Source organism: Providencia sp. PROV119 (assembly GCF_028482435.1).
GTDB classification, from domain to species: Bacteria; Pseudomonadota; Gammaproteobacteria; order Enterobacterales; family Enterobacteriaceae; genus Providencia; species Providencia stuartii.
In genome coordinates, this window is record NZ_JAMPQL010000002.1 from 270347 (window position 1) to 291675 (window position 21329).

The 21329-nt window shown below is 37.6% G+C and carries 18 protein-coding genes and 2 pseudogenes; 12 read left to right on the plus strand and 8 right to left on the minus strand.

The features are described from left to right. Positions 1–9: 9 nt before the first annotated feature. The 3 genes from PSF11_RS03560 to PSF11_RS03570 all read right to left on the minus strand — a co-directional run bounded on the left by PSF11_RS03560 (position 10) and on the right by PSF11_RS03570 (position 2946). Positions 10–1128, minus strand: a complete 1119-nt coding sequence (locus PSF11_RS03560; RefSeq protein ID WP_040133083.1) for a pyridoxal phosphate-dependent aminotransferase — start codon at positions 1126–1128, stop codon at positions 10–12. 99 nt (positions 1129–1227) lie between these two features. After that, positions 1228–1956 (minus strand): iron-containing redox enzyme family protein, encoded by a 729-nt coding sequence (locus tag PSF11_RS03565; protein WP_061064097.1) that lies wholly within the window; start codon positions 1954–1956, stop codon positions 1228–1230. A 42-nt stretch (positions 1957–1998) separates the two neighbouring features. Beyond that, positions 1999–2946: an EamA family transporter gene (locus PSF11_RS03570; RefSeq protein ID WP_072502227.1), complete on the minus strand. Its 948-nt coding sequence runs from the start codon at positions 2944–2946 to the stop codon at positions 1999–2001. A gap of 686 nt (positions 2947–3632) precedes the next feature. Here PSF11_RS03570 and PSF11_RS03575 point away from each other — a divergent pair. After that, a pseudogene (locus tag PSF11_RS03575) lies at positions 3633–4010 on the plus strand (IS630 family transposase); the annotation flags it as partial. Between the two features lie 411 nt (positions 4011–4421). Here the strand turns inward: PSF11_RS03575 and PSF11_RS03580 are convergent. Next, complete coding sequence (locus PSF11_RS03580) at positions 4422–5309, minus strand: LysR family transcriptional regulator (RefSeq protein ID WP_072502226.1); 888 nt, start codon at positions 5307–5309, stop codon at positions 4422–4424. A 125-nt stretch (positions 5310–5434) separates the two neighbouring features. Here PSF11_RS03580 and PSF11_RS03585 point away from each other — a divergent pair, with 125 nt between their 5' ends. Next, entirely contained in the window at positions 5435–7084 is a 1650-nt protein-coding gene (locus PSF11_RS03585) for an alpha-keto acid decarboxylase family protein (protein ID WP_014658259.1), read from the plus strand. A gap of 68 nt (positions 7085–7152) precedes the next feature. Here the strand turns inward: PSF11_RS03585 and dbpA are convergent, their stop codons facing one another. Further along, positions 7153–8526: an ATP-dependent RNA helicase DbpA gene (gene dbpA, locus PSF11_RS03590; protein WP_053110872.1), complete on the minus strand. Its 1374-nt coding sequence runs from the start codon at positions 8524–8526 to the stop codon at positions 7153–7155. Positions 8527–9773: 1247 nt separating this feature from the next. Here dbpA and PSF11_RS03595 point away from each other — a divergent pair. From PSF11_RS03595 to PSF11_RS03610, 4 genes and pseudogenes are all read left to right on the plus strand, one after another. Then, the gene (locus PSF11_RS03595; protein WP_004919334.1) at positions 9774–10331 is read left to right on the plus strand and encodes a hypothetical protein; all 558 of its coding nucleotides are present in this window, start codon (positions 9774–9776) and stop codon (positions 10329–10331) included. 269 nt (positions 10332–10600) lie between these two features. Continuing rightward, the gene (locus PSF11_RS03600; protein ID WP_036940067.1) at positions 10601–11017 is read left to right on the plus strand and encodes a structural protein; all 417 of its coding nucleotides are present in this window, start codon (positions 10601–10603) and stop codon (positions 11015–11017) included. A gap of 511 nt (positions 11018–11528) precedes the next feature. Beyond that, positions 11529–12094: pseudogene (locus tag PSF11_RS03605) on the plus strand (lytic polysaccharide monooxygenase). 384 nt (positions 12095–12478) lie between these two features. Continuing rightward, positions 12479–13090 carry a LysE family translocator gene (locus tag PSF11_RS03610; protein WP_053110870.1) on the plus strand — a complete coding sequence of 204 codons (612 nt, stop codon included), beginning with the start codon at positions 12479–12481 and terminating at the stop codon, positions 13088–13090. Here PSF11_RS03610 and PSF11_RS03615 read toward each other — a convergent pair. Further along, entirely contained in the window at positions 13087–13653 is a 567-nt protein-coding gene (locus PSF11_RS03615; RefSeq protein ID WP_004919326.1) for a HutD/Ves family protein, read from the minus strand. The genes PSF11_RS03610 and PSF11_RS03615 overlap by 4 nt on opposite strands. Positions 13654–13743: 90 nt before the next feature. Beyond that, the gene (locus PSF11_RS03620) at positions 13744–15168 is read right to left on the minus strand and encodes an aminotransferase-like domain-containing protein (RefSeq protein ID WP_004919324.1); all 1425 of its coding nucleotides are present in this window, start codon (positions 15166–15168) and stop codon (positions 13744–13746) included. Between the two features lie 251 nt (positions 15169–15419). Between PSF11_RS03620 and PSF11_RS03625 the strand changes: the two genes are divergently transcribed. From PSF11_RS03625 to zinT, 6 genes are all read left to right on the plus strand, one after another. Continuing rightward, on the plus strand, positions 15420–16757 hold the full coding sequence (locus tag PSF11_RS03625) for a cytochrome ubiquinol oxidase subunit I (RefSeq protein WP_004919322.1): 1338 nt from the start codon (positions 15420–15422) through the stop codon (positions 16755–16757). Continuing rightward, positions 16747–17757, plus strand: coding sequence for a cytochrome d ubiquinol oxidase subunit II (gene cydB, locus PSF11_RS03630; protein WP_053110869.1), 1011 nt, complete (start codon positions 16747–16749; stop codon positions 17755–17757). The genes PSF11_RS03625 and cydB overlap by 11 nt, the downstream gene beginning before the upstream one ends. Continuing rightward, entirely contained in the window at positions 17714–17893 is a 180-nt protein-coding gene (locus PSF11_RS03635) for a DUF2474 domain-containing protein (protein WP_036940052.1), read from the plus strand. The genes cydB and PSF11_RS03635 overlap by 44 nt, the downstream gene beginning before the upstream one ends. Positions 17894–18059: 166 nt before the next feature. After that, on the plus strand, positions 18060–18899 hold the full coding sequence (locus tag PSF11_RS03640; RefSeq protein ID WP_004919311.1) for a siderophore-interacting protein: 840 nt from the start codon (positions 18060–18062) through the stop codon (positions 18897–18899). A 206-nt stretch (positions 18900–19105) separates the two neighbouring features. Next, on the plus strand, positions 19106–19285 hold the full coding sequence (locus PSF11_RS03645) for a hypothetical protein (RefSeq protein WP_004919309.1): 180 nt from the start codon (positions 19106–19108) through the stop codon (positions 19283–19285). 171 nt (positions 19286–19456) lie between these two features. Next, entirely contained in the window at positions 19457–20101 is a 645-nt protein-coding gene (gene zinT / locus PSF11_RS03650) for a metal-binding protein ZinT (protein WP_004919308.1), read from the plus strand. Positions 20102–20163: 62 nt separating this feature from the next. Here the strand turns inward: zinT and phoH are convergent, their stop codons facing one another. After that, a complete protein-coding gene (gene phoH, locus PSF11_RS03655; protein WP_053110868.1) occupies positions 20164–20949 on the minus strand; it encodes a phosphate starvation-inducible protein PhoH in 786 nt (261 codons plus the stop codon). Positions 20950–21329 lie beyond the last annotated feature (380 nt).

Genomic DNA, 21329 nt, shown 5'->3' on the forward strand with positions numbered 1-21329 from the left:
TGCGAATCCTTACAAATGAGAAAACATTAAACGCTGACATGCCGAATCGATAGTTGAGTCACTTAAGGCAAATGAGAATCTCAACCAATGAGTGTCTTTATTATGAAAAAAATCATTAAGTGGTAATGGTGTAATCCCAAAATTTAAGGTAAAAAAAATAGCTTGTTCGATAAGTGGCTGATAAGCAAGTTTAGGATGTGATGCCATAATAAAATGTCCACCATTAGCGGTAATCAAATTAAATCCTGCTTGAGATAGCGCTTCGCCCAATCTTGTTGCTCGTTTGTGATATGTTTGAGATACGCTATCTAGTTTAGAAAAGGGAACCATTTGAATCAAAGCTAAAGACGCCTTTTGCAATAATTCGGGTTGGCAATTAGACATATGTTGATGAGCTATAAGAGCTCGTTTTAATAGTCTTTTTTCTCCAACAAGCCATCCCACTCTAGCTCCTGTAGCTGCAAAACTTTTTGATACAGAACCTGCAATTAATATATTACGTTGAGACATGCTTGCGTAAGGGGTTAATTCATTGGTAAAATTGAAATGGCGGTAAACATCATCAATTAATATCGCGCAACCAGTTACTTCTTGAATTAACCATAATTGCTGCCAATCATCAGCAGTAAAAACTGTTCCTGAAGGATTATGTGGTGTATTAATTAAAACAATACTTTTTGCATTAATAACCCGCTTCAATGTACTCCAATCTATAATTAGTTGTTCCGCATATTTTTGCATTAAGATAGGAACAAAGTTGAGATGAGCTAGTTTAGCTAATCCTGGGTAATAAGAATAAAACGGCTCCATTACCACGAGGTCACGGTAACCGTTTTCACTCCATGCATATAATGCACATAATAATGCTTCAGTACAACCGGAGGTAATAATTGCATCGTCAAATGCATTTGAAAAAAAGGAGCTAAGTAATTTTTGAATGAGTGGAGAATATCCTGCTGAAGGTTGATATTGCCACGTATTCATAGATAAGTCACTTATAGTTTTATTCCATAAATCATCATAAATATTATCAGGAATTCCTTGTGAAAGGTTTAAAGCATTATTTTTCTTAGCGATTAAAGACATGTGCTCAAAAATACCTACCAATGAATCATTTTTCTTAATCATTAGCTCACCTATTCATTATTAATTAATAACATGCAGATGAATTTAAAGTTCAGCATCCCACATGTTTATTATTATAAAAAAGTTATAATTTCTATTAGGTTAGGCTGTTTTTTGTGAGATTAAATTAACATGATTAACCGCCAATCTATTGAGACCTTTCCAAAAATTATTAAGTAATTCTAATATTTGTCGTGCACCTTCAATTATTTCAAATTTAGAAACATCATCTTTTGCAGCGGCCAGCATGGCTTCTTGAATCCAATCAACGTGATTACATTCAATTAAAATATGCAAATAGAAATAATTATAGTCTTCATGTTTCCAACCTTTATATAAGCGAAATCCTTCATAAAGATTAACTATCATAGGAAAACCAAACTCTTCAATAACATAGTGCGCACCTAATGCATAATTCGGTGATTCAACCAAAAAAAGACGATTTAAATTTTCAATTAACTCTTTAGTTTCTTGATTGTAATTTGCAGTTTTATATTCATCTAGAGTGATACCAATTCCAGCTAATACATTTTCAAACATGATATAATGAGCATCTCCCTTACCATCACCTAGTTCAGAAACTACTGTACGACAAATTTTCAATCGAATGAGTTCATCGCTTACTCGAGGAGCTAATCCTGAAAGAATTTGTGGAAAAGTACGAATATAATAATAGTATTGCTGAAATATAGTTTTAACTGTATCAAGAGGTAGCACCTCTTTTTGAAATGTTTTATAGAATTCATTTTCATTTATCCCTGAGTTATTTATCATCTCTCTGATTTCTTCTATTAAATTTTTGTCATTTATGTTTTCTTGTAATGTGGTCATGTTAATTCCTCATTTTAGATTAGTGTTTTCAGGATCTAGGCATTACTTAATTACTTGTGATTTTTCATTCATTAATATGTAACTAATAATTAATGATAAGCTTACTAACCCTATTAAAATAGGTACCCAAAAATTATTCCAAGGAGACACAAAATATTCAGCAGTAAGTGCAACCACTGGTACTAACGGTGTTAAAATAGATACGCGTTCAGCTCCCAACTTAAGAATCGCATGTTGTAAACAAAATATAGGAATGACAACAAATATGATTGAAAGAAATACTAGTTTTAATAAGGAGTATAAATCAGTTGTGACTATAATGAATAGTTGCTCATGAGCTAAAGAACTTGTTACTATTAGTAAAATAATAAAGCGTGTTGTTAGTATATTTAAGGTGGTTGCACCAGCAATTTTTCTAAATTTAGCTGAAAGGAAAACATAAATGCCACCAGTACTTCCTGCTATAGAGGCTAGAATAATTCCCTCTAATAAAATCGAGGAGTTAATATAATGGTTATTACTGTTAAAATATAATCTGGCAAAAATCAACATGAAAATAGAAATGGCAATTAGTAATGGCCCTAATATCTTGAACCAATTATTGCCCCCCTTACATAAGCTCAATAGCATAACGATAATGGGAATCCATCCTTGATAAATAGCAGATTCAACAGATGCTTCGATACGCTGTAATGCCATAAACATCAATAACCAACTTGTCAAAGTCAGAATATTAAACCAAAATACAATAAGTTTATTTTTTATAATGAAATTAAATGTTTGTTGTTTTGTTATAATGGCAAGTAAAAGGAATATAATTTGTGCTACCAATAATGTGAAAAAGGTTAGCGACACTCCACTAATTTGTGTAAAACTCATTGATACCCACACAGCAGAAATAGAAGTAAACAAACAGTAAATTATAATACACAGCCAACCTGAACTTTTTACAATAAAAGATATCAAGTTAATATGTAGAGTTTTATTCATTCAGTATTCCAACATTGTGATTTTAGTTAATAATCATATTATTTAATAAATAACTAGAATGAGTGAAAGAGTCTAGCTATAACAGACAGAGTGCATAGATACACCATGCGATTCGTCTATTTAGTATGGCTAAAATTCATTTATCTCAAGCTATCTTTTTATATTAAAAGTTTTTTCACATTCAGATTTAAATTTACAAATTTACCCTAAATAACTTATTGAACTAGTTATATCTAATTTTATCAATACTATGTTGGTAATAACATATCACTAACTTGAGTTTAAGTTTTTTTGTAGTGATTGTTCATCTTTGCGGCATTCTGTAATCTCCCAGCTAGCTCTGAGCTAAAACCTGCATTGATGCATACCTAAGTTTATTTTTGTTATAACACTCATCTACATTATCCTTTAATTTACACTAGTAAATATTTACCATAACGTTTTTAATCAGATTAAAACCTTATGATGTTATAAATAGCACACTTAAAATAGAATTACATGTATTTAATTATCATAAAAAGACAGTCCAAATGATATTTTGGTTATGAACTATAATAGTGCAATTTCCTTAAAGGTTGTATTAGACTCTAATTATTAAAGCTGTATATTAATTAATAATATATATTTTTAATTATTGAATGTGCTTTTTTATGCGAAATCAAGAACATTATTTTTATTATTAGGATATTAATTGTGTTAGAACAAAAACAAAGCTAGAACGCTTTCACGACGCAATTTGTGACGGACAAGGTCGAGATAAAATAAAAACCGTTCTTCTTGCTTCCGAAGGATGGAGTACTGACCTGATCGCTCAGGTATTAAGATTTCACCAGACTACCATTTATCAGCATATCAGCGAGTACCTTAATCAAGGCAAATTCAACTCTGAGAATGGTGGCTCCAACAGCTTATTTGTCTGTGAAAAAATAAATATTTTAATCGACTAATTAGTTCAAATTTTATTTCTTCATACACTCAAAATAGTGGCTTATATTTTTACTAGTTGGTCTTTTCATTTTAGCATTCCAGATATAAATATATGGCTATACCGCCAGTATTTTTCTTGTTAAAAACTGCGGGTGCATCGCTAAGCCGCTGGCGGACCTGAATTATAGAATTAACCACGATGCACTCACTCTCCTGCGAACCCCAGAACGAGATCAAGCCTTGATGAAGCTATAATTTAAATTATGTATTTACCTGCTTTTGATATGTTAATCCCAACAACAAACTAGGCAAATCACAGAGTCTTACCCCACAATAAACTCACGCCCCCTAAGACTAAACTCATATACCAATAAAATCTTGCATAATTATATGTAATAGTATGTTGCTTTTTAAATCAGATAAAAAATTGGTGGATAAACTCTATCCAACATCTAAAAAATAAGTCTTCTTGCTCCTTATCCTTAAGAGAAAGTGGCTATACAATCATTTTTCTTTCTATAAAAAACATTTTTGCCATCAATGCCTCATTATTGGATGTTTAACATTTCTTTTGCCAGCGCATTCCAAGCTTTTGCCCTGCGGCTTTGATGACTATTTTTCAATGTTGCTAAAGCGACTTCATAAGAGAGTACAGGCTCTATTACAGGAATAATTGACAAACCATCTGCACGTGTTTTATTCCACATACTATCTGGTAATAATGTTACACCAACCCCTGCCCTTACCATCGCTGTTACAAGATCTAAATGGCTACTGCGCCCAGCAATAACCGGTTTTTTTCCATAGATCCCACAAGCGCTCATGACTAACTCATTTATGCGAAAGTCCTCAGAGAAGAAAATAAACGGCTCATCAATAAGCTCTGCAAACTTCACCGAGTTACGCATAGCTAGCGGATGCTGTTCACTCACTAACAGCATCAATCGATCTGACGAAAAAACGTGTAAGTCAAACAATTCATTGTCGAAAGGCAGCATCACTGCCGCGGTCTCCACCTCGCCGTTTAACATCGCCTCAATCATCTTATGCGTGCCTAGCTCCAAAATTTTTAATTCCACCTGTGGGTAACGTCGACTAAATGCCATGATGATATCCGCAAAATAAGTTGACGCGATGACAGGTGGTAATCCTACATTCAAAATACCGGACAGAGGCCCTTCTTTCTCTTTTAACGCCTTATTCATGCTATTAAATTGTTTGAGTATTTGTTTTGCATGACTCAATAAAATTTCGCCTTCATCCGTCAGTCTCACTCCATCGTTTTCTCTCACTAATAATGTATAACCAAGCTCTTGCTCTAACTTTTGAATGCTACGGCTAATCGCAGGTTGGGTCACAAATAAACGTTCTGCTGCTCGGCTAAACCCATTTAGCTGTACCACTTCAACAAAATAACGCAATGAACGTATATCCATGTCTGCTCCTATGAGTTTTTGTTATAGATGGAATAATTATAAATAATTTCCACTAAAGAAAGATCTACGTTAGAACTAATAAAAAGCAGAATTATCGGCTAACGTGATCATTAGGAGATAATATAATGAATAAAACCGTCATCGAACATGTTTTAGCACGCTTAAATGAGATCGGCATCAATGATATTTTTGGCGTCGCAGGTGATTACGCATTCCCCATAGAAGATGCGGTCTGTGAAAGTAACAATATGCGTTGGATTGGTAATTGTAATGAACTCAATGCCTCATATGCAGCTGATGGATATGCTCGTATTAAAGGTGCCGCTGCACTTTCAACCACATTTGGTGTAGGAGAATTAAGCGCACTCAACGGCATTGCAGGCTCCTATGCAGAACATCTTCCTATCTTTCATTTAGTTGGTATGCCTGCCAGTGGTGTACAAAAAAACCATAAACTCGTTCACCATACGCTCGGCAATGGTGATTTCGATGTTTTTTATCAAATGAGTCAACACCTAAGCTGCGCTCACGCAATTTTAACCCCTGAAAACTGTATTGCCGAAACCGAACGCTTAATTATAACGGCCCTACGTGAACGCCGTCCTGTTTATATTGGTTTACCCGCAGATTATGCGGTCATGCCAGTCGTTACAGATAAAAATACTGATACCCCTGTTATTCATAAAAGTAATAATGAGTCATTATCAGCCGCCGTTACGGCTATTTTAGAAAAGCTAAATTCAAGCCAAAAAGCCTGCATAATTCCTGGTATTTTAAGTGCTCGATTAGGCTATGCTAATGAAGTGCAAGCAATTATTGATAAGACTGGGTTACCTTACGCCACCATGTTTATGGATAAAAGCATTGTCAGTGAATCCAATCCAACTTATATGGGGATCTATAACGGCAAATTAATGAATACACAAGTAGGTGAATTTGTCGAAAGTTGTGATTGCGTGCTGGGAATTGGAGCTGTCCTTACCGATTTTAACTCTGGTAGCTTTACCGCTACTATTCTCCCTGAGAATCGAATTAATATCCTTGCCGACCATGTGAAAGTGGGCTCTGCTATCTATCCTCAAGTCTTTATGCAAGATGTACTGGTTAAGCTCAAAGAGCTTGCTCCTTCATTGCATCACCAAGGGATAAAAGCTCAAGGTCTCGGTACGCCAGTTCAGGGGGAAAATGGGCAAATTACTGCAAACTATCTTTATCCGCGACTTGAGCAGATGTTCAAAAAAGACGATATTATTATCGCGGAAACAGGTACAGCATCGATGGGATTAGGTTTTGCTCTGCTTCCACAAAATGCACAATTCCATAACCAAACACTCTGGGGCTCTATTGGTTGGGCAACACCTGCGGCTTTTGGTGCTGCAATAGCTGAACCTAATCGCCGTATTATCTTAATTACTGGTGAAGGTTCTCATCAGTTAACCGCCCAAGAGATTAGCCAATTCGCTCGCTTTGGCTTAAAACCCATTATTTTTGTCCTTAATAATGATGGTTATCTTATTGAACGCTTACTCTGTAAAGATCCTGAAGCCTACTATAATGACTTACCGCAATGGCACTATGCCCAATTACCTGCTGCACTTGGTTGCCAAGATTGGTATTGCCAAAAGGTCACCCGTTGCGATGAATTAGATGCCGCAATTAATATGGCTGAATCGCAAAATCGTGCGGCATATATTGAGGTTGTGATGGATAGATATGCATCTTCTGAGCTGGCAGAAAAACTCGGTCAATCCATTGAATCTCTGTATTCATTTTAAGTAATGATTACCTACCATTAGCCATGTCATACAAACCACACGGCTAATGGTTGCCTATATTGCTAGTTTTATTTTAACAATCTTACTTTAACGGATTTACCTTTAATTTTTCCTTGCTGCAATTGTTTCCAAGCATGGCGTGCAGCAGACTGTTTGATTGCGACATATGCATGCATGGGATGAATAGTAATTTTACCAATATCATCCCCTGCCAAGCCAATATCTCCTGTTAACGCCCCAAGAATATCGCCAGGTCGCATCTTCGCTTTTTTACCACCATCAATACACAGTGTTACCATTGAAGCTTCAAGTGGTGTGATAGTTAAGCCGGTTGGTACTGACTTCCAGTTAAGCTTTATATTTAACATTTCTTCTAACACATTAGCGCGTTGAGCTTCTTCAGGAGCACAAAGGCTAATCGCTAACCCACTTTCACCTGCACGCGCTGTACGACCAATGCGATGAACATGCACCTCTGGATCCCATGACAATTCATAGTTAATTACCATTTCCAATGATTTGATATCCAACCCACGAGCCGCCACATCGGTTGCAACTAATACACGACTACTGCCATTAGCAAAACGAACAAGCGTTTGATCTCGCTCACGTTGTTCCATATCACCATGCAATACTAAAACACTTTGATGGCACTCATTTAGTGCATCATACACCGCTTGGCAATCTTTTTTTGTGTTACAAAATACCACACAAGATGCGGGTTGCTGTTGGCTTAACAGTTTTTGTAATAAATCTATTTTTTCATGACGAGCGACTTCATAAAACCGTTGTTCAATAGCAGGTAATTCATCAACTGAATTGATTTCAATCGTTATTGCATTACGTTGGATACGCTGGCTCATTGCTGTAATTGTTTCTGGCCACGTAGCTGAAAATAATAGTGTTTGACGGCTAATGGGCACATAGCTGATCACTTCATCAATATCATCAGCAAATCCCATATCCAGCATGCGATCTGCTTCATCTAATACCAATGTTTGTAATGTATCCAGTTTTACGGTTTCTTTGTTCAAGTGGTCAAGAAGTCGCCCCGGCGTGGCAACAATGATATGAGCCGCGTGGATTAAGGAATCTCGTTGCACACTAAATGGCACACCACCACAAAGTGTTAAGATCTTAATATTTGCCATATAACGTGCTAAGCGGCGCAGTTCGCTCGCGACTTGATCTGCTAATTCTCGAGTCGGGCACAATACCAGTGATTGTGTACTGAACTGTTTCGCATCGATGTGTTGTAACAGACCCAGTCCAAAAGCAGCGGTTTTACCACTTCCCGTTTTTGCCTGAGCACGGACGTCTTTGCCTGCAAGGATCGCTGGTAACGCAGCCTCCTGAATTGGCGTCATTGTTACGTAACCTAGCTCAGTAAGGTTAGCAAGTTGTTCTTCAGGTAGCGTGTTAAGTTCAGCAAATGAGGTCACAATGAAAATTCCGAATAAAATGTAAAAAAGCTAATGGCTGGTCATGATACTATCCCTTCTCTGACGTGTCGTGAGGAATTTACATCAATCACTGCCAGCCAAGTTCGCAACATGGACATAATCTATCCATCAAGAAGAAGGTCGCACTGGTTTCATTCGTAGTTCTATTTTGCGACTAAGCGCCTATCTTAAGTTTTACGGAGAGTAAGCCGAATCGTCGACTATCATTTTTATGTTTGCTGTTAAATGATACGCTATGATTTTAGTCATTGTTAACACTAAAATGACCTAGTATAAATTTCAGGAAATATTCATTGAAGCATATTATGAGTAATATTGTGGCTATCTACCTTTATCGCTATAAATCGAAGTAGTCATTTCGATATTAAAATAATGGTGCTTTATGTTTGAGATTATTAATGGTACATGGCGATATTTTTATATCATACAATTGATTTGATTTGTTCTCTTTGACGTAATCAAAAAGCACCTATTGGTAAGCAAGCTTTCAATTGAAAAACCCACAATAATGACTAAGCATGATAAATACAGCAATTCCCCTAAGGTTTGAGGCTCCCCAAATACTCAATACGGTATCTGAATCTTGTTCAGGAGAAACAAGTCTCTCATTTGCTAGCATTAATAGTGATAAAAATTATTACCCTCTATTTATAAAATAATGATAAAACACACCTTCCCATTAATCTTCAATTAAAAGAAGGATCACCAAAATTAATACCAAATAATTATAATTTTTTAAAAAAACTATATAGTGACGTTAGCAAAGTCATTCGCCATGGTTTTGACACCATCTGCCATCATTCCCATATTTAAAAGCATAATATCTCGAAATCGCACGCTACCTCGCTCTATAAACATCAAGCTAAGAAACGATACAGCCATATTTTATCAGATAAAACAACAAGTAGAACACTCAACTAAATTAGTTATTTTTCAAAAAATTACAAGACTATCCGCAAATATCGCTGACAGTGAAAATAAATCCTTCAAGTAAAAATACTTAGCTATAAGTATTTTGATCTAAATACTCAAAAAAAACAATAATTTGAATATTTATCTCAATTAGAAACAATATAACAACACAAAAATCCGTTATTGATCACATTATCAATACAATATATCAAATAGTATTATTGCCATTAGATAGTGTGTGGTTTTATAGCATAAACCACTAATCTATTTAATAGCACCACAACATCACTTTATTTAAAACTAAGGGTATTAAAATGACTACAACATTCTCCGAAATAAACGATATTGCAATTGGAGCAGTAAAGACAAACAATAGTAATGTGAGTTCTTGGCAGGTTTCAAAAAAGAAAGGAATGATGAGAGGTATTTCTGCGACTGTCTCAGGCCAAGGCGCTGTTGTTCGATTACAAGGTGACATGGATTTTAGTATTATTAGCCTTGAATCGTCGGCTAAGTATCAACAGCTGCTTAATGAATATAAATTTGGCGCAGGTCTTACTGCTTTCTTTGCGTGGGTTTCAGCTAACTTTAGTGTCGAAACTCATAGACAAGAAATACACGCAACCTTAGATGAGCTATCAACTACTCAACAAATTAACGGAAAGGTTCATATTGATATGAATGTAACTGGCATATATCCTAATGTGGAAGTTACTGCAATGGCCTATGTTAATATTCTTAAGGTAACCAATAGTGAAGGAAATGAATTTAGCCTTGCTAGCGCAGCAACCCCTAATATTGACACAGGTGCAGCTGATCATGATGGTAATTCACTGCCAACATCAGATAATAATTCGGTAATTTATTTATAGTAATAAAAATCAATTTTACTTATTTGATTTAATCGTAAATATGATTTTATCTATAATTTAATTTATCTCATTTTCTCTTTGTATTACTCAATGAGCAGTATTCTTCTGCTCATTGAGTCTTATGACTTAATTTTAATAATTTGCGCCAACACTTTTTTAATATAATTAAAATCATTACATAAATATAAATCCTATTACTTAGGACAGATAGATTAATTAAAAATGTTCGTATCATTTTTATTTAAACATTAGAATTGGAGAATTTATCCATGATTAAAATCTCTCGAGGCATCAGAAACAATAACCCCGGTAACATTGAATACAATGAAGCCAATCATTGGAAGGGGCAACTACCACACGATAAATCTATTGAAAAACGATTTTGTCGATTTGAATCTTCAGAATATGGTATCAGAGCACTATTCGCGTTACTGCGTACCTATCAACGTAGATACTCATTGCAAACCGTATCTCAATTAATTAGTCGATGGGCACCTAGCAATGAAAATCAAACAAGCGATTATATTAATGATGTTGCTAAAGCGCTAAATGTATCCCCCAATACATTTATTAATCTTGAAAACAAATCAATTTTAATAAAACTCGCTAAATCGATTATTAAGCATGAAAATGGAACACAACCTTATGATGATGAAACATTTGAAAGAGCGTGGAACTTGCTATGATGGTATCGGCACTATTGGTTAACTTATCAATAAGCTGACGAAATAAAACTATATGGCATATTTAAAGCCACTTTCTCATCAGTATGTTTTATGAAAATTTCACCATTCTGTATAATTTAGGAGGCCATAGACAAAAACAATACATATATTGACTGAGCAAACTGTATGTGAGAGTTATTTTCCCTCATAATGCAGTTTAATACTTTTATTTATCTTTGATAAATATTAACTACTTTCTTCCTAAAAAGAGGGGATGGTAATAGAGAAAAAACAATAGCCAACATTTTAGTATCTACTAGTGATAATTTATGTTTTTAGTTGGGCTATTTTCAATATTTTTCATTAGCTTTTGATAAACACATAATAAAAAATATACGCATCTAGATAACCGAATTAGTTTAATAAAATAACAACAGAGAGTTCATTCTTTATAGGTTATACATCATTTAAATATGGTTGTTAATTTTTACATGAGGATACTTCTATGAGAACAACATTTATTGCTATATCAATGCCTTTCCTTTCAATGTCAGCATTAGCTGATAATAACGTACTTCGCCATGGTTATATCGATAATCCACCAAGCCGCGCTTTTCTTTGTTCATCCATGGGTGGCAATTTAAATAAAATGTGTGGTGCCGTTCAATATGAGCCTCAATCGGTTGAAGGCCCTAAAGGTTTCCCAGAAAGGGGGCCAAAGGATGGTCAAATCGCGAGTGGAGGTAACGCCAATTTTTCTCAGTTAAATGAACAGTCGAACAGTCGTTGGCATAAAGTGAATGTATCTAGTGGTAAAAATGTATTTTCTTGGACATTAACTGCATCACACAGAACGACATCATGGCAATTTTTTTTATCACTAAACAAAATTGGGATCCAAATAAACCATTAACACGTAATGATTTTGATTTAAAACCGTTTTGTGAACAACAAGATAGAGGAAATGTACCCAAAAATAACGTAAGAATAGAGTGTAATATTCCAAAACGTACAGGATACCAAATTATTCTTGGTGTCTGGACGATTGCGGATACAGCCAACGCTTTTTATCAAGTAATCGATGCTAATATGAAATAGTTTGGCTAAAAATAGCTTACCCTAATTGATGAAATAACCTATTAATAAAAAATAAGTACTTTTTATATTTTAACCTATCATACATTTAATAGTTAATGACTTAGTTCATTAAATATTAAGTGTATTTTTTTGCCTTGTGATTTAGCCAGTAATTTAACCCTCTTGCATCTTCCTTAATAAAGTTTGAGCAAGCCAACTTACCCGTATCTATTTGATTGGCATTATTTTCCTATGGTTTAACGATTTTTGATATTCAATGCTAAATTTAAAATCCATTATTACCCATAAAATGACCAAATATTACAATGAAATCATTATAATTTCCCTCAAGCTAACTTGCTAAACTCAACAACAATAATCAAATGATATCTATGAGGCATACAGATGGAGCTACAATCAATTATTCTGTTTAGTGCGACGGTGATCCCTCTTATTTGTACACCGGGTCCTGATATTCTTTTTATCTCTTCGCAAGGGCTATCGGGAGGCGTATCTGCTGTATGGAAAGCTAATATTGGCATTATCTCGGGCTATATTATGCATGCTATCCTAGCCGCTTTAGGTCTCGCTGCGATAGTGGCTGCGTCACCACGCTTATTTAATACTATTAAATGGGTCGGTGTCGCTTATGTCGCATATTTAGCCATAAAAATGATCTTATCTGCCATGAAACCAAGCCAGATAACGCTAAAATCAGCGCCATCTAAAGGTGTCATTCTGAAAGGTTTTCTAACTAGCTTTCTTAACCCCAAAGGACTCTTAGTCTACTTTGCCATTTTACCTAATTTTATTCACTCTTCGGACAGTGTTGCTATTCAGTCTATTATTTTATCAACGTCCTTTATTGCCTCATGTATCGTGATTTATGGCATGATTGGTATGGTATTTGCCACCGTACATAAAAAAGGAAATTACAGCGATAAGCGTCGCCGTCTAACGGAAGGCGTTGCTGGAGGCATGTTGTCACTCGCGGCGATTGGCTTAGCCAATAGCTAACAGGCCGTAATATCAACCCAAATTAATTTGCTACCTGCCACACGAGGCGTAATATGCCCTTCCCCAATGTCAGGTAGCCACCAGCCCCCTTGATTAACGGCCATAATTTTACAATTCGCCCCAGAGACATCCCATTCCCCAGCTAAGACATACACTATCCCTGCCTGCCCTATTGGCAAACGTTGTTCTTGTGCAATCACATGGCTTTTAACTCGCCAACGCTCAGGGTTAACCGATACGTTAAGTAAACGGACTGGGGAGCCTCTTAATTCAAGTTCAATCAATTGTTCCCCCTCAGAATGAAAAGCGTCACCAATTTTTGCCATGGAATGCTTAGTCTTTTGTTGATCTCGAATAGACAGCTGACCATTATCCAAAGAAATACAAAATTGTTCACTTTCAGCGTGCTGTTTTAAAACACTCGATTGATTGATTTGTGTAATGCTTACTCGAAGCGAAAAGTCAGATGCGACAGGCCAACAAAAAACTTCAGCGCTGTTCCCACACTTATCTTGCCATTCTTCAATGGGTAACTCTGCCGCATCAAAACATTTAATTTTCATACATTCCCCCGAGCAATCAATTATCCGTTATGATAATTAAGAGTGGCAAACTTAGTGACTTAGGGCAATGTTTCGACACTTAAAATGTGACTAACCACGTTTCTCGGTAATCAATGAATAACATAAACGCCCTAATGTTTTCATCGCCTGTTCTAACTGTTCATTCCAAGTAAATGAAGTATTAAGTCTAAACGCATGGTTAAACTGATCGCTGGTTGAAAACATACTGCCAGGCGCAATGCTTATCCCTTCCTTAAGGGCTAATTGGTAGAGACGTACCGCATTAAAAGGTGGTTCGAATTCTAACCATAAAAAATAGCCCCCTTTTGGCGTATTCACTTTAACGGAAGGCGGCATATATTGTGCGATTGCGCCTAACATTTGGTGTTGCCGCTGCTCCATTGTCTGACGTAGTTTCCGCAAGTGGTTGTCATATCCCCCCTGAGTAAGGTACTCCGCGATCGCCAGCTGTGTTGGAACGCTGGCAGAAACAGTACTCATCATCTGTAAATGCTGAATTTTTGTCGCGTGTTGTCCTGCTGCCACCCAACCGACCCGATACCCCGGTGCTAAACATTTCGAAAATGACGAACAATGGAAAAAGTTACCCTTAGTATCTAAAGCTTTGGCAGGGATCGGCTGTTGATTACCAAAGTACAATTCGCCATACACATCATCTTCAATCAAAACAATTTGATTTTTATTCAAGATCTCCACTAGCCGTTTTTTATTTGCTGGCGGCATCGTGCCCCCAAGTGGGTTCTGGTAATGCGTCATTAACCAACAGGCTTTTATGGGGTATTTTGCGGCAATATCTTCCAATGCGTCCAAATCAATCCCAAATAACGGATCTGTTTTAATGGCGATCGCTTTTAATTTTAGGCGTTCAATAGCCTGTAATGAACCATAAAAGGCAGGTGATTCGATAACCACCCAATCTCCCGGTTGGGTTACCGATTGTAGGCTTAATACTAGTGATTCCATCGCACCAGCCGTGATCACAATTTCATCGGGGGCAACATGGATCCCTTGGCTGGCATAGCGCTGAGCGATATTACGGCGTAATTGCTCGTTACCCGGCGGTAAATTCGCTGTAGTATTAAACCTCGCTAAACGCCGAGCCACTGACGCGAGAGTTTTCCCTAATTTCGGTTCATCAAGCAGTGCCGGTTCAGGGAATGCTGAGCCAAATGGAATAATGTCAGGATCTTTACAAGCTTGCAAAACACCAAAAATAGAGGCGTTGATCTCAACATTTTCATTAAGATGCAGGCCTTTTCCTCCCTTTGCTGCCGCAAAATTCGTATTTCGACGAGCAACATAGTACCCTGATTGTGGCCTTGCAGCGATCCAACCTTGGCTTTCGAGCAATTGGTAAGCCTGTACAACTGTCATTAAACTCAAACCTGATTGTTTTACACTTTCCCTAAGTGACGGTAATCTATCGCCAACTTGCCAGATATTATCTTCAATCTGTTGGCGTATTTGTGCAGCCAGTTGTTCGTATCGCGTCATATCCGCCTCAACTGTTATAGTTAATAACTCAAAAATTGTTACTATTATAGTTTATCGTCTCATGTTCTACTTATCCATACATTCACCTGACTTTTTTTTAACTATAAGCACAAAACTTTTTCGTTAGGTTTGTGGTTTTTTTCACAAGCCTGTCGTTTCAATGATTATTTTTGCTACGGAACAGCACCAACATTGCTAACGGAAAAACGAAACTGTGATGTGCGCATTATCAATTCCAATCAGGGGTCAATATGTTTGGACTAACTGCTCTGGAACTGGCTCGTATACAATTTGCGTTTACAGTCTCGTTCCATATTATTTTCCCAGCGATCACCATCGGGCTGGCGAGTTTCCTCGCGGTACTCGAAGGCTTGTGGCTGAAAACTCGGGATAGTGATTATATAAAATTGTTCCATTTTTGGTCGAAAGTCTTTGCGGTCAATTTCGGTATGGGGGTTGTTTCTGGCTTGGTGATGGCTTACCAGTTCGGAACTAACTGGAGCTTTTTTTCCGACTTTGCCGGTGGTATCACAGGGCCATTGCTAACTTATGAAGTCCTCACTGCTTTTTTCCTAGAGGCGGGCTTCCTTGGTGTCATGCTATTCGGTATGAACCGTGTTGGTGAAAAATTGCACTTCTTTGCAACCTGCATGGTTGCTCTCGGTACTATCATCTCAACGTTTTGGATCCTTGCATCAAACAGCTTTATGCAAACACCGCAAGGGTTTGAAATTATCGATAACCGCATCGTTCCCGTTGATTGGTTAGCCGTTATTTTCAATCCTTCATTCCCTTATCGGTTATTGCATATGACCACAGCGGCATTCCTTGCAGCCGCATTTTTCATTGGTGCTTCAGCAGCTTGGCACTTGCTTAAAGGCAATAAATCTTCTGCCATGAAGAAAATGTTTTCCATGTCATTATGGCTGATTTTAATTTTAGCGCCTCTGCAAGCCCTTATTGGCGATGCTCATGGGTTAAATACCCTAAAACATCAACCCGTTAAAGTCGCGGCTATGGAAGGTCATTGGGAGAATAAACCAGGTGAAGCCACCCCATTGATCCTTTTCGGTATTCCTAATATGGAAAAAGAGAAAACCGAATACGCACTCGAAATTCCCTATCTTGCGAGCATCATTTTGACCCATAGTCTTGATAAGCAAGTTCCTGCGTTGAAAGATTATCCACCCGAAGATAGACCAAATGTCTTCATGGTGTTCTGGTCATTCCGTGTCATGGTAGGGCTAGGTTTGTTAATGATTGCGGCTGGTGTTTGGGGATTATGGCTGCGTTATCGCAAAAACCTTTATGAATCGAAAGTTTTCTTGCGTTTTATGTTCGTCATGGCGCCATCAGGGCTAATCGCTATCTTAGCTGGTTGGTTTACCACTGAAATAGGTCGTCAGCCTTGGGTCGTCTATGGGTTACAAAGAACTGCGGACGCTGTCAGTGCGCATGGTGAAATGCATATGAGTATTAGTCTACTGGCTTTCTTTGCTGTTTACGGCAGTGTGTTCGGTATCGGCTATATGTACATGATGAAATTAATTCGTAAAGGGATCCAGGAGGATACAGCTCATGGGCATTGATTTACCACTCATTTGGTTTGTCATCATTGTCTTTAGTATTTTGATGTATATCGTGATGGATGGCTTCGATTTAGGAATCGGTATCTTGTACCCAGCCCTTAAAGATAGCCAAGATCGCGACTTGATGATGAACAGTGTCGCCCCGGTTTGGGATGGCAACGAAACTTGGCTAGTATTAGGCGGTGCGGGGCTATTTGGCGCTTTCCCGCTCACTTATGCCATTGTGCTTGATGCCTTATCGATTCCTCTAACTTTTATGTTATTAGCCTTGATTTTCCGAGGCGTGGCATTTGAGTTCCGCTTTAGAGCGGATGAGTCGCATCGTAAACATTGGGATCACGCCTTTATTTGGGGTTCGATTTTCGCCACTTTTGTTCAAGGCGTCGTTGTGGGTGCCTTTATTCAAGGCTTCCATGTTGAAAACCGTGTGTATATGGGCGGCTATTTCGATTGGTTCTCACCGTTCCCACTATTTTGTGGTTTTGGTTTAGTGGTTGCTTATGCACTACTGGCCTGCGGTTGGCTGATCATGAAAACTGAAGGTCATTTGCGCCAAACCATGTACCGTTTATTGCGACCATTAACACTCGTGATGTTGGCTGTGATTGTTATCATCAGTGCATGGACACCTGTTCTCAATGAGGCGATTTATAGCCGTTGGTTTAGCTTACCAAATCTCTTTTTCTTCCTGCCAGTTCCATTATTAGTCGTGTGGTGTGTTTGGGTCATGCTAAAAAGCGCCAAACGACAAAAATGGGATAGCATTCCTTTCTTAGCTGCGTTGCTATTAATTTTCCTTGGTTTTACGGGGTTAGGGATCAGTATTTGGCCAAATCTCATTCCACCCGCCATCAGTTTCCGTGATGCGGCTGGGCCAATGGAAAGTTTAGGTTTTATGCTTGTTGGCGCTCTATTTATTATCCCTATTATTTTGGTTTATACCTATTGGAGTTACTATGTCTTCAGAGGAAAAATTACCCCAGACCAAGGTTACCACTGATCAGGCTATTTCATCACCTTGGTGGAAAAAGATAGGTTGGATGGCGATTATTTGGTTAGGAAGTGTACTGGCGCTATTTGCATTCTCTTCCGTATTTAGGTTGTTAATGACTGCCGCGGGGATGAAAGTCAAGTAATCCCCCTCACACAAATGCCACACTCGTTTCTGACGAATGTGGCATTTTTTTGGATATAAAAATGTTTGGTTTCCGGTTATTTATATTCAATAAAACCATGATATGATAATGATAACAATTACCAAATAATAATTTTATCATTATCATAACTAAAAGGAGACCGCCTGTGGCTAGTGACAAACCCGTCGAAAAGAATATTTACCGCCCGGCGCCACCGCAGCTTGTTCAGGTCAAATCCATTACAGATATCAGCCCTTCTATTCGCAGCATTACCTTTACGGGAGAAAGACTGGGTGACTATCCAACGCAATGTGAAGGTGGTCATATCAAAATTTTTCTCGCCCCTGATTTAAAAAGCGAGCCTGCATTACCAATACTCAGTGAACAAGGGCGCCGCTGGCCAGAAGATAAGCCACGCCCCTTTGTGCGTACATATACCGTTCGAGCAATCCGCCCAGAGGTTAAAGAAATAGACGTTGAATTTGCCATGCATGATGGCGCTTCAGGACCAGCATATTTATTCGCTCGCGATGCGGAACAAGGTCACTGGATGGGGATAACCAATCCAGGAGGGCCTGATCCATTATTACCTCATACGCAACACTATTTCATGGCAGGAGACTCAAGCTCATTACCAGCGATTGCAGCATTACTCGAAAAAATGCCTGCAAATGCGACAGGTAAAGTCGTTTTACGTTTAGATCACCAAGGCGATATTCGCGAATTAACTAAACCTGCTGGTATCGAGGTAATATGGATTTGTGGTGATATTAGTAAAAATAATGAGCTAATTAATACGTTCAAATCTTGGGATATCCCGACCGAAGATACGTCATTTTGGATTGCCGGAGAAGACCAAATTATTCGCGATTTACGCCGTTTTATTCGCCGCGAAAAAGGGGTTAGTCGTGAAAGTATTTATGCGATACCTTATTGGCGTTATGGTTACGATGAAGAAGGTTATCATCAAGAAAGACATCATGTGATGGATAATCCTGATGATTAATATTTAATCTCTACTGATGAAAAGTGATGGCACTCACCATCACTTTATTATTGTGTAAATATTCCACATAAACAATCCATTGAATAAAAACTTCAAAGTATGCTATCTGGCTATTTATCCATAAATTAAATATATTAATTAGCCAGCTGGTTTTTAAAAATTGATATTTTGAATTATGTTAGTCCTTTTCATTTTAGGAGGTTTGTATGCGTTTAGGGTTATTAGTTATTATTGCTGTCCTCGTGTCTGGATGCGCCACTTCCCCCAATTCTGCTCACAAGGATAGTCAACCGAAAAATGATCCATATGAAGATAGCGTATTAAATACAATCAAGAAAAACCAAGAGATTTATAAAGAGCAGCAGATTAGAAAACCCAACTATTAAAGCCCTCTCTTCGAGTACTTTTCCCTAAAAACAGCCATTAACGTGGCCTGTTTTTAGTTTCCAATAGCTCAATCTTACCCACCCCCCTATTCACCCCAAAAATATTTTTGCATTCATCAGGTGTTATGTTATAACATAACTTTAATTTATTATGGACTATAGGAACCTTCAATGAATAAGCAACCCCTTATTGCCGCTGCATTAAGTCTCAGTGCACTTTTTGTTAGCTTTAATACACAAGCTCATAGTCATGCTCACCCGCAATCCGAAAAAGCGATACAAGCAAGTAAAGGTATTTTTAATGATGTTGATGTAAAAGATAGAAAGCTCAGTGATTGGGATGGCATCTGGGAGTCAATTTACCCATTATTAATAACTGGCAAACTCGATCCCGTATTGGAGCATAAAGCAAAAAACAATAAAGACAAAACCGTCGATGAGTATCGCGCTTATTATAAAAAAGGTTATCAAACGGACGTTGAGAATATCAGTATTGAGAATAACATTATTGAATTTACCCAGAATGGTCAAATCAGCCGTTGTGAATACCACTATTCCGGTTTTAAAATCCTCCATTATACTTCCGGTAAAAAAGGGGTTCGTTATTTATTCGAATGCCAAGACAAACACTCAAAAGCACCGAAATATATCCAATTTAGTGACCATATTATTGAACCGCAGGCCTCAGGGCATTTTCACCTCTATATGGGGAATGAATCCCACGAAAAACTATTACAACAAATGGATAATTGGCCAACTTATTACCCCTATTCGCTTAATGATGAACAAATTGTCCATGAAATGCTGCATCATTAATCATCATTAGATTTGCAAATAGCCCCAGTTTTATTGGCTAACAACTGGGGCTATCACATCACTTAATGGCTATAAGCTAATAATGCTCGATGACAAAGCGTTGAACGCACACAATCATCTACCGTGAAATTAACCATTGAGACCATTTCATCACTGCTAAAACGTTGTAAGGCATCTGCCAAACCAGATATAACGCCATCAGGTAAATCACATTGCGTCACATCACCATTCACTATAACAGTGACATTTTCCCCTAACCGCGTTAAAAACATTTTCATCTGACTAACAGTAACGTTTTGAGCTTCATCCAGAATGACAATCGCATTTTCAAATGTGCGACCACGCATGTAAGCAAAAGGTGAAATTTCAACTTTGGCAATTTCAGGCCGTAAACAGTATTGCAAAAAGGAGTTACCAAGCCTTTTCACTAACACGTCATAAACGGGTCGGAAATATGGCGCAAATTTTTCAGCCATATCACCCGGAAGAAAACCGAGATCTTCTTCTGCCTGCAAAACAGGCCTTGTCACGATGATTTTGTTGATATCTTTATTGATTAACGCATCTGCTGCCAGTGCAGTACTAATATAGGTTTTGCCACAACCCGCCTCACCGTTCGCAAAAATTAATTGCTTGTATTTAATCGAATTAATATAGAGCTTTTGCGCATCATTGCGTGGAGTAATCGGCGATGTATCACGCCGCTCTTTCGCCATACCAATAGGTTCAATCCCCGTAAAATCAGCAAAAGAGGCCACACTTGCCATTTCGTAACGACCTGCGCGCTCTTTACGTAATGACCGTTTCATTTCACGACGCGTCTTTGTTGCAGCTTTCTGTCTACTCATAGTATTAACCCTTCCAGGTATCGTTAAAGTCAATTCAAATGACGGACTATTCAGAACAGAGAGGAGCTCCCTTCAAGCTCATGTTGGTTGAACATGCAATAAAAAAACCGGTTACTAATCTCACCATGACAATTTCATGATGGAGTAGTAACCGGCCTTGTAAAAGTATTAACAAAGACTTAGTTCCCATTAGTTCCTCCCTGCTGGATCACACCCGTAAACTAATGAATTTATATGACACTATTATGACGAACCGTAAAAATATTACACACCCGACTTTTTATCATGTTGCATTTATTCCTTATAAACAGACTATACCCCCGTCTATATTTTGTTTGCAACAATAAATTAACATTTATTCTCTGCAATTATTCCGTATT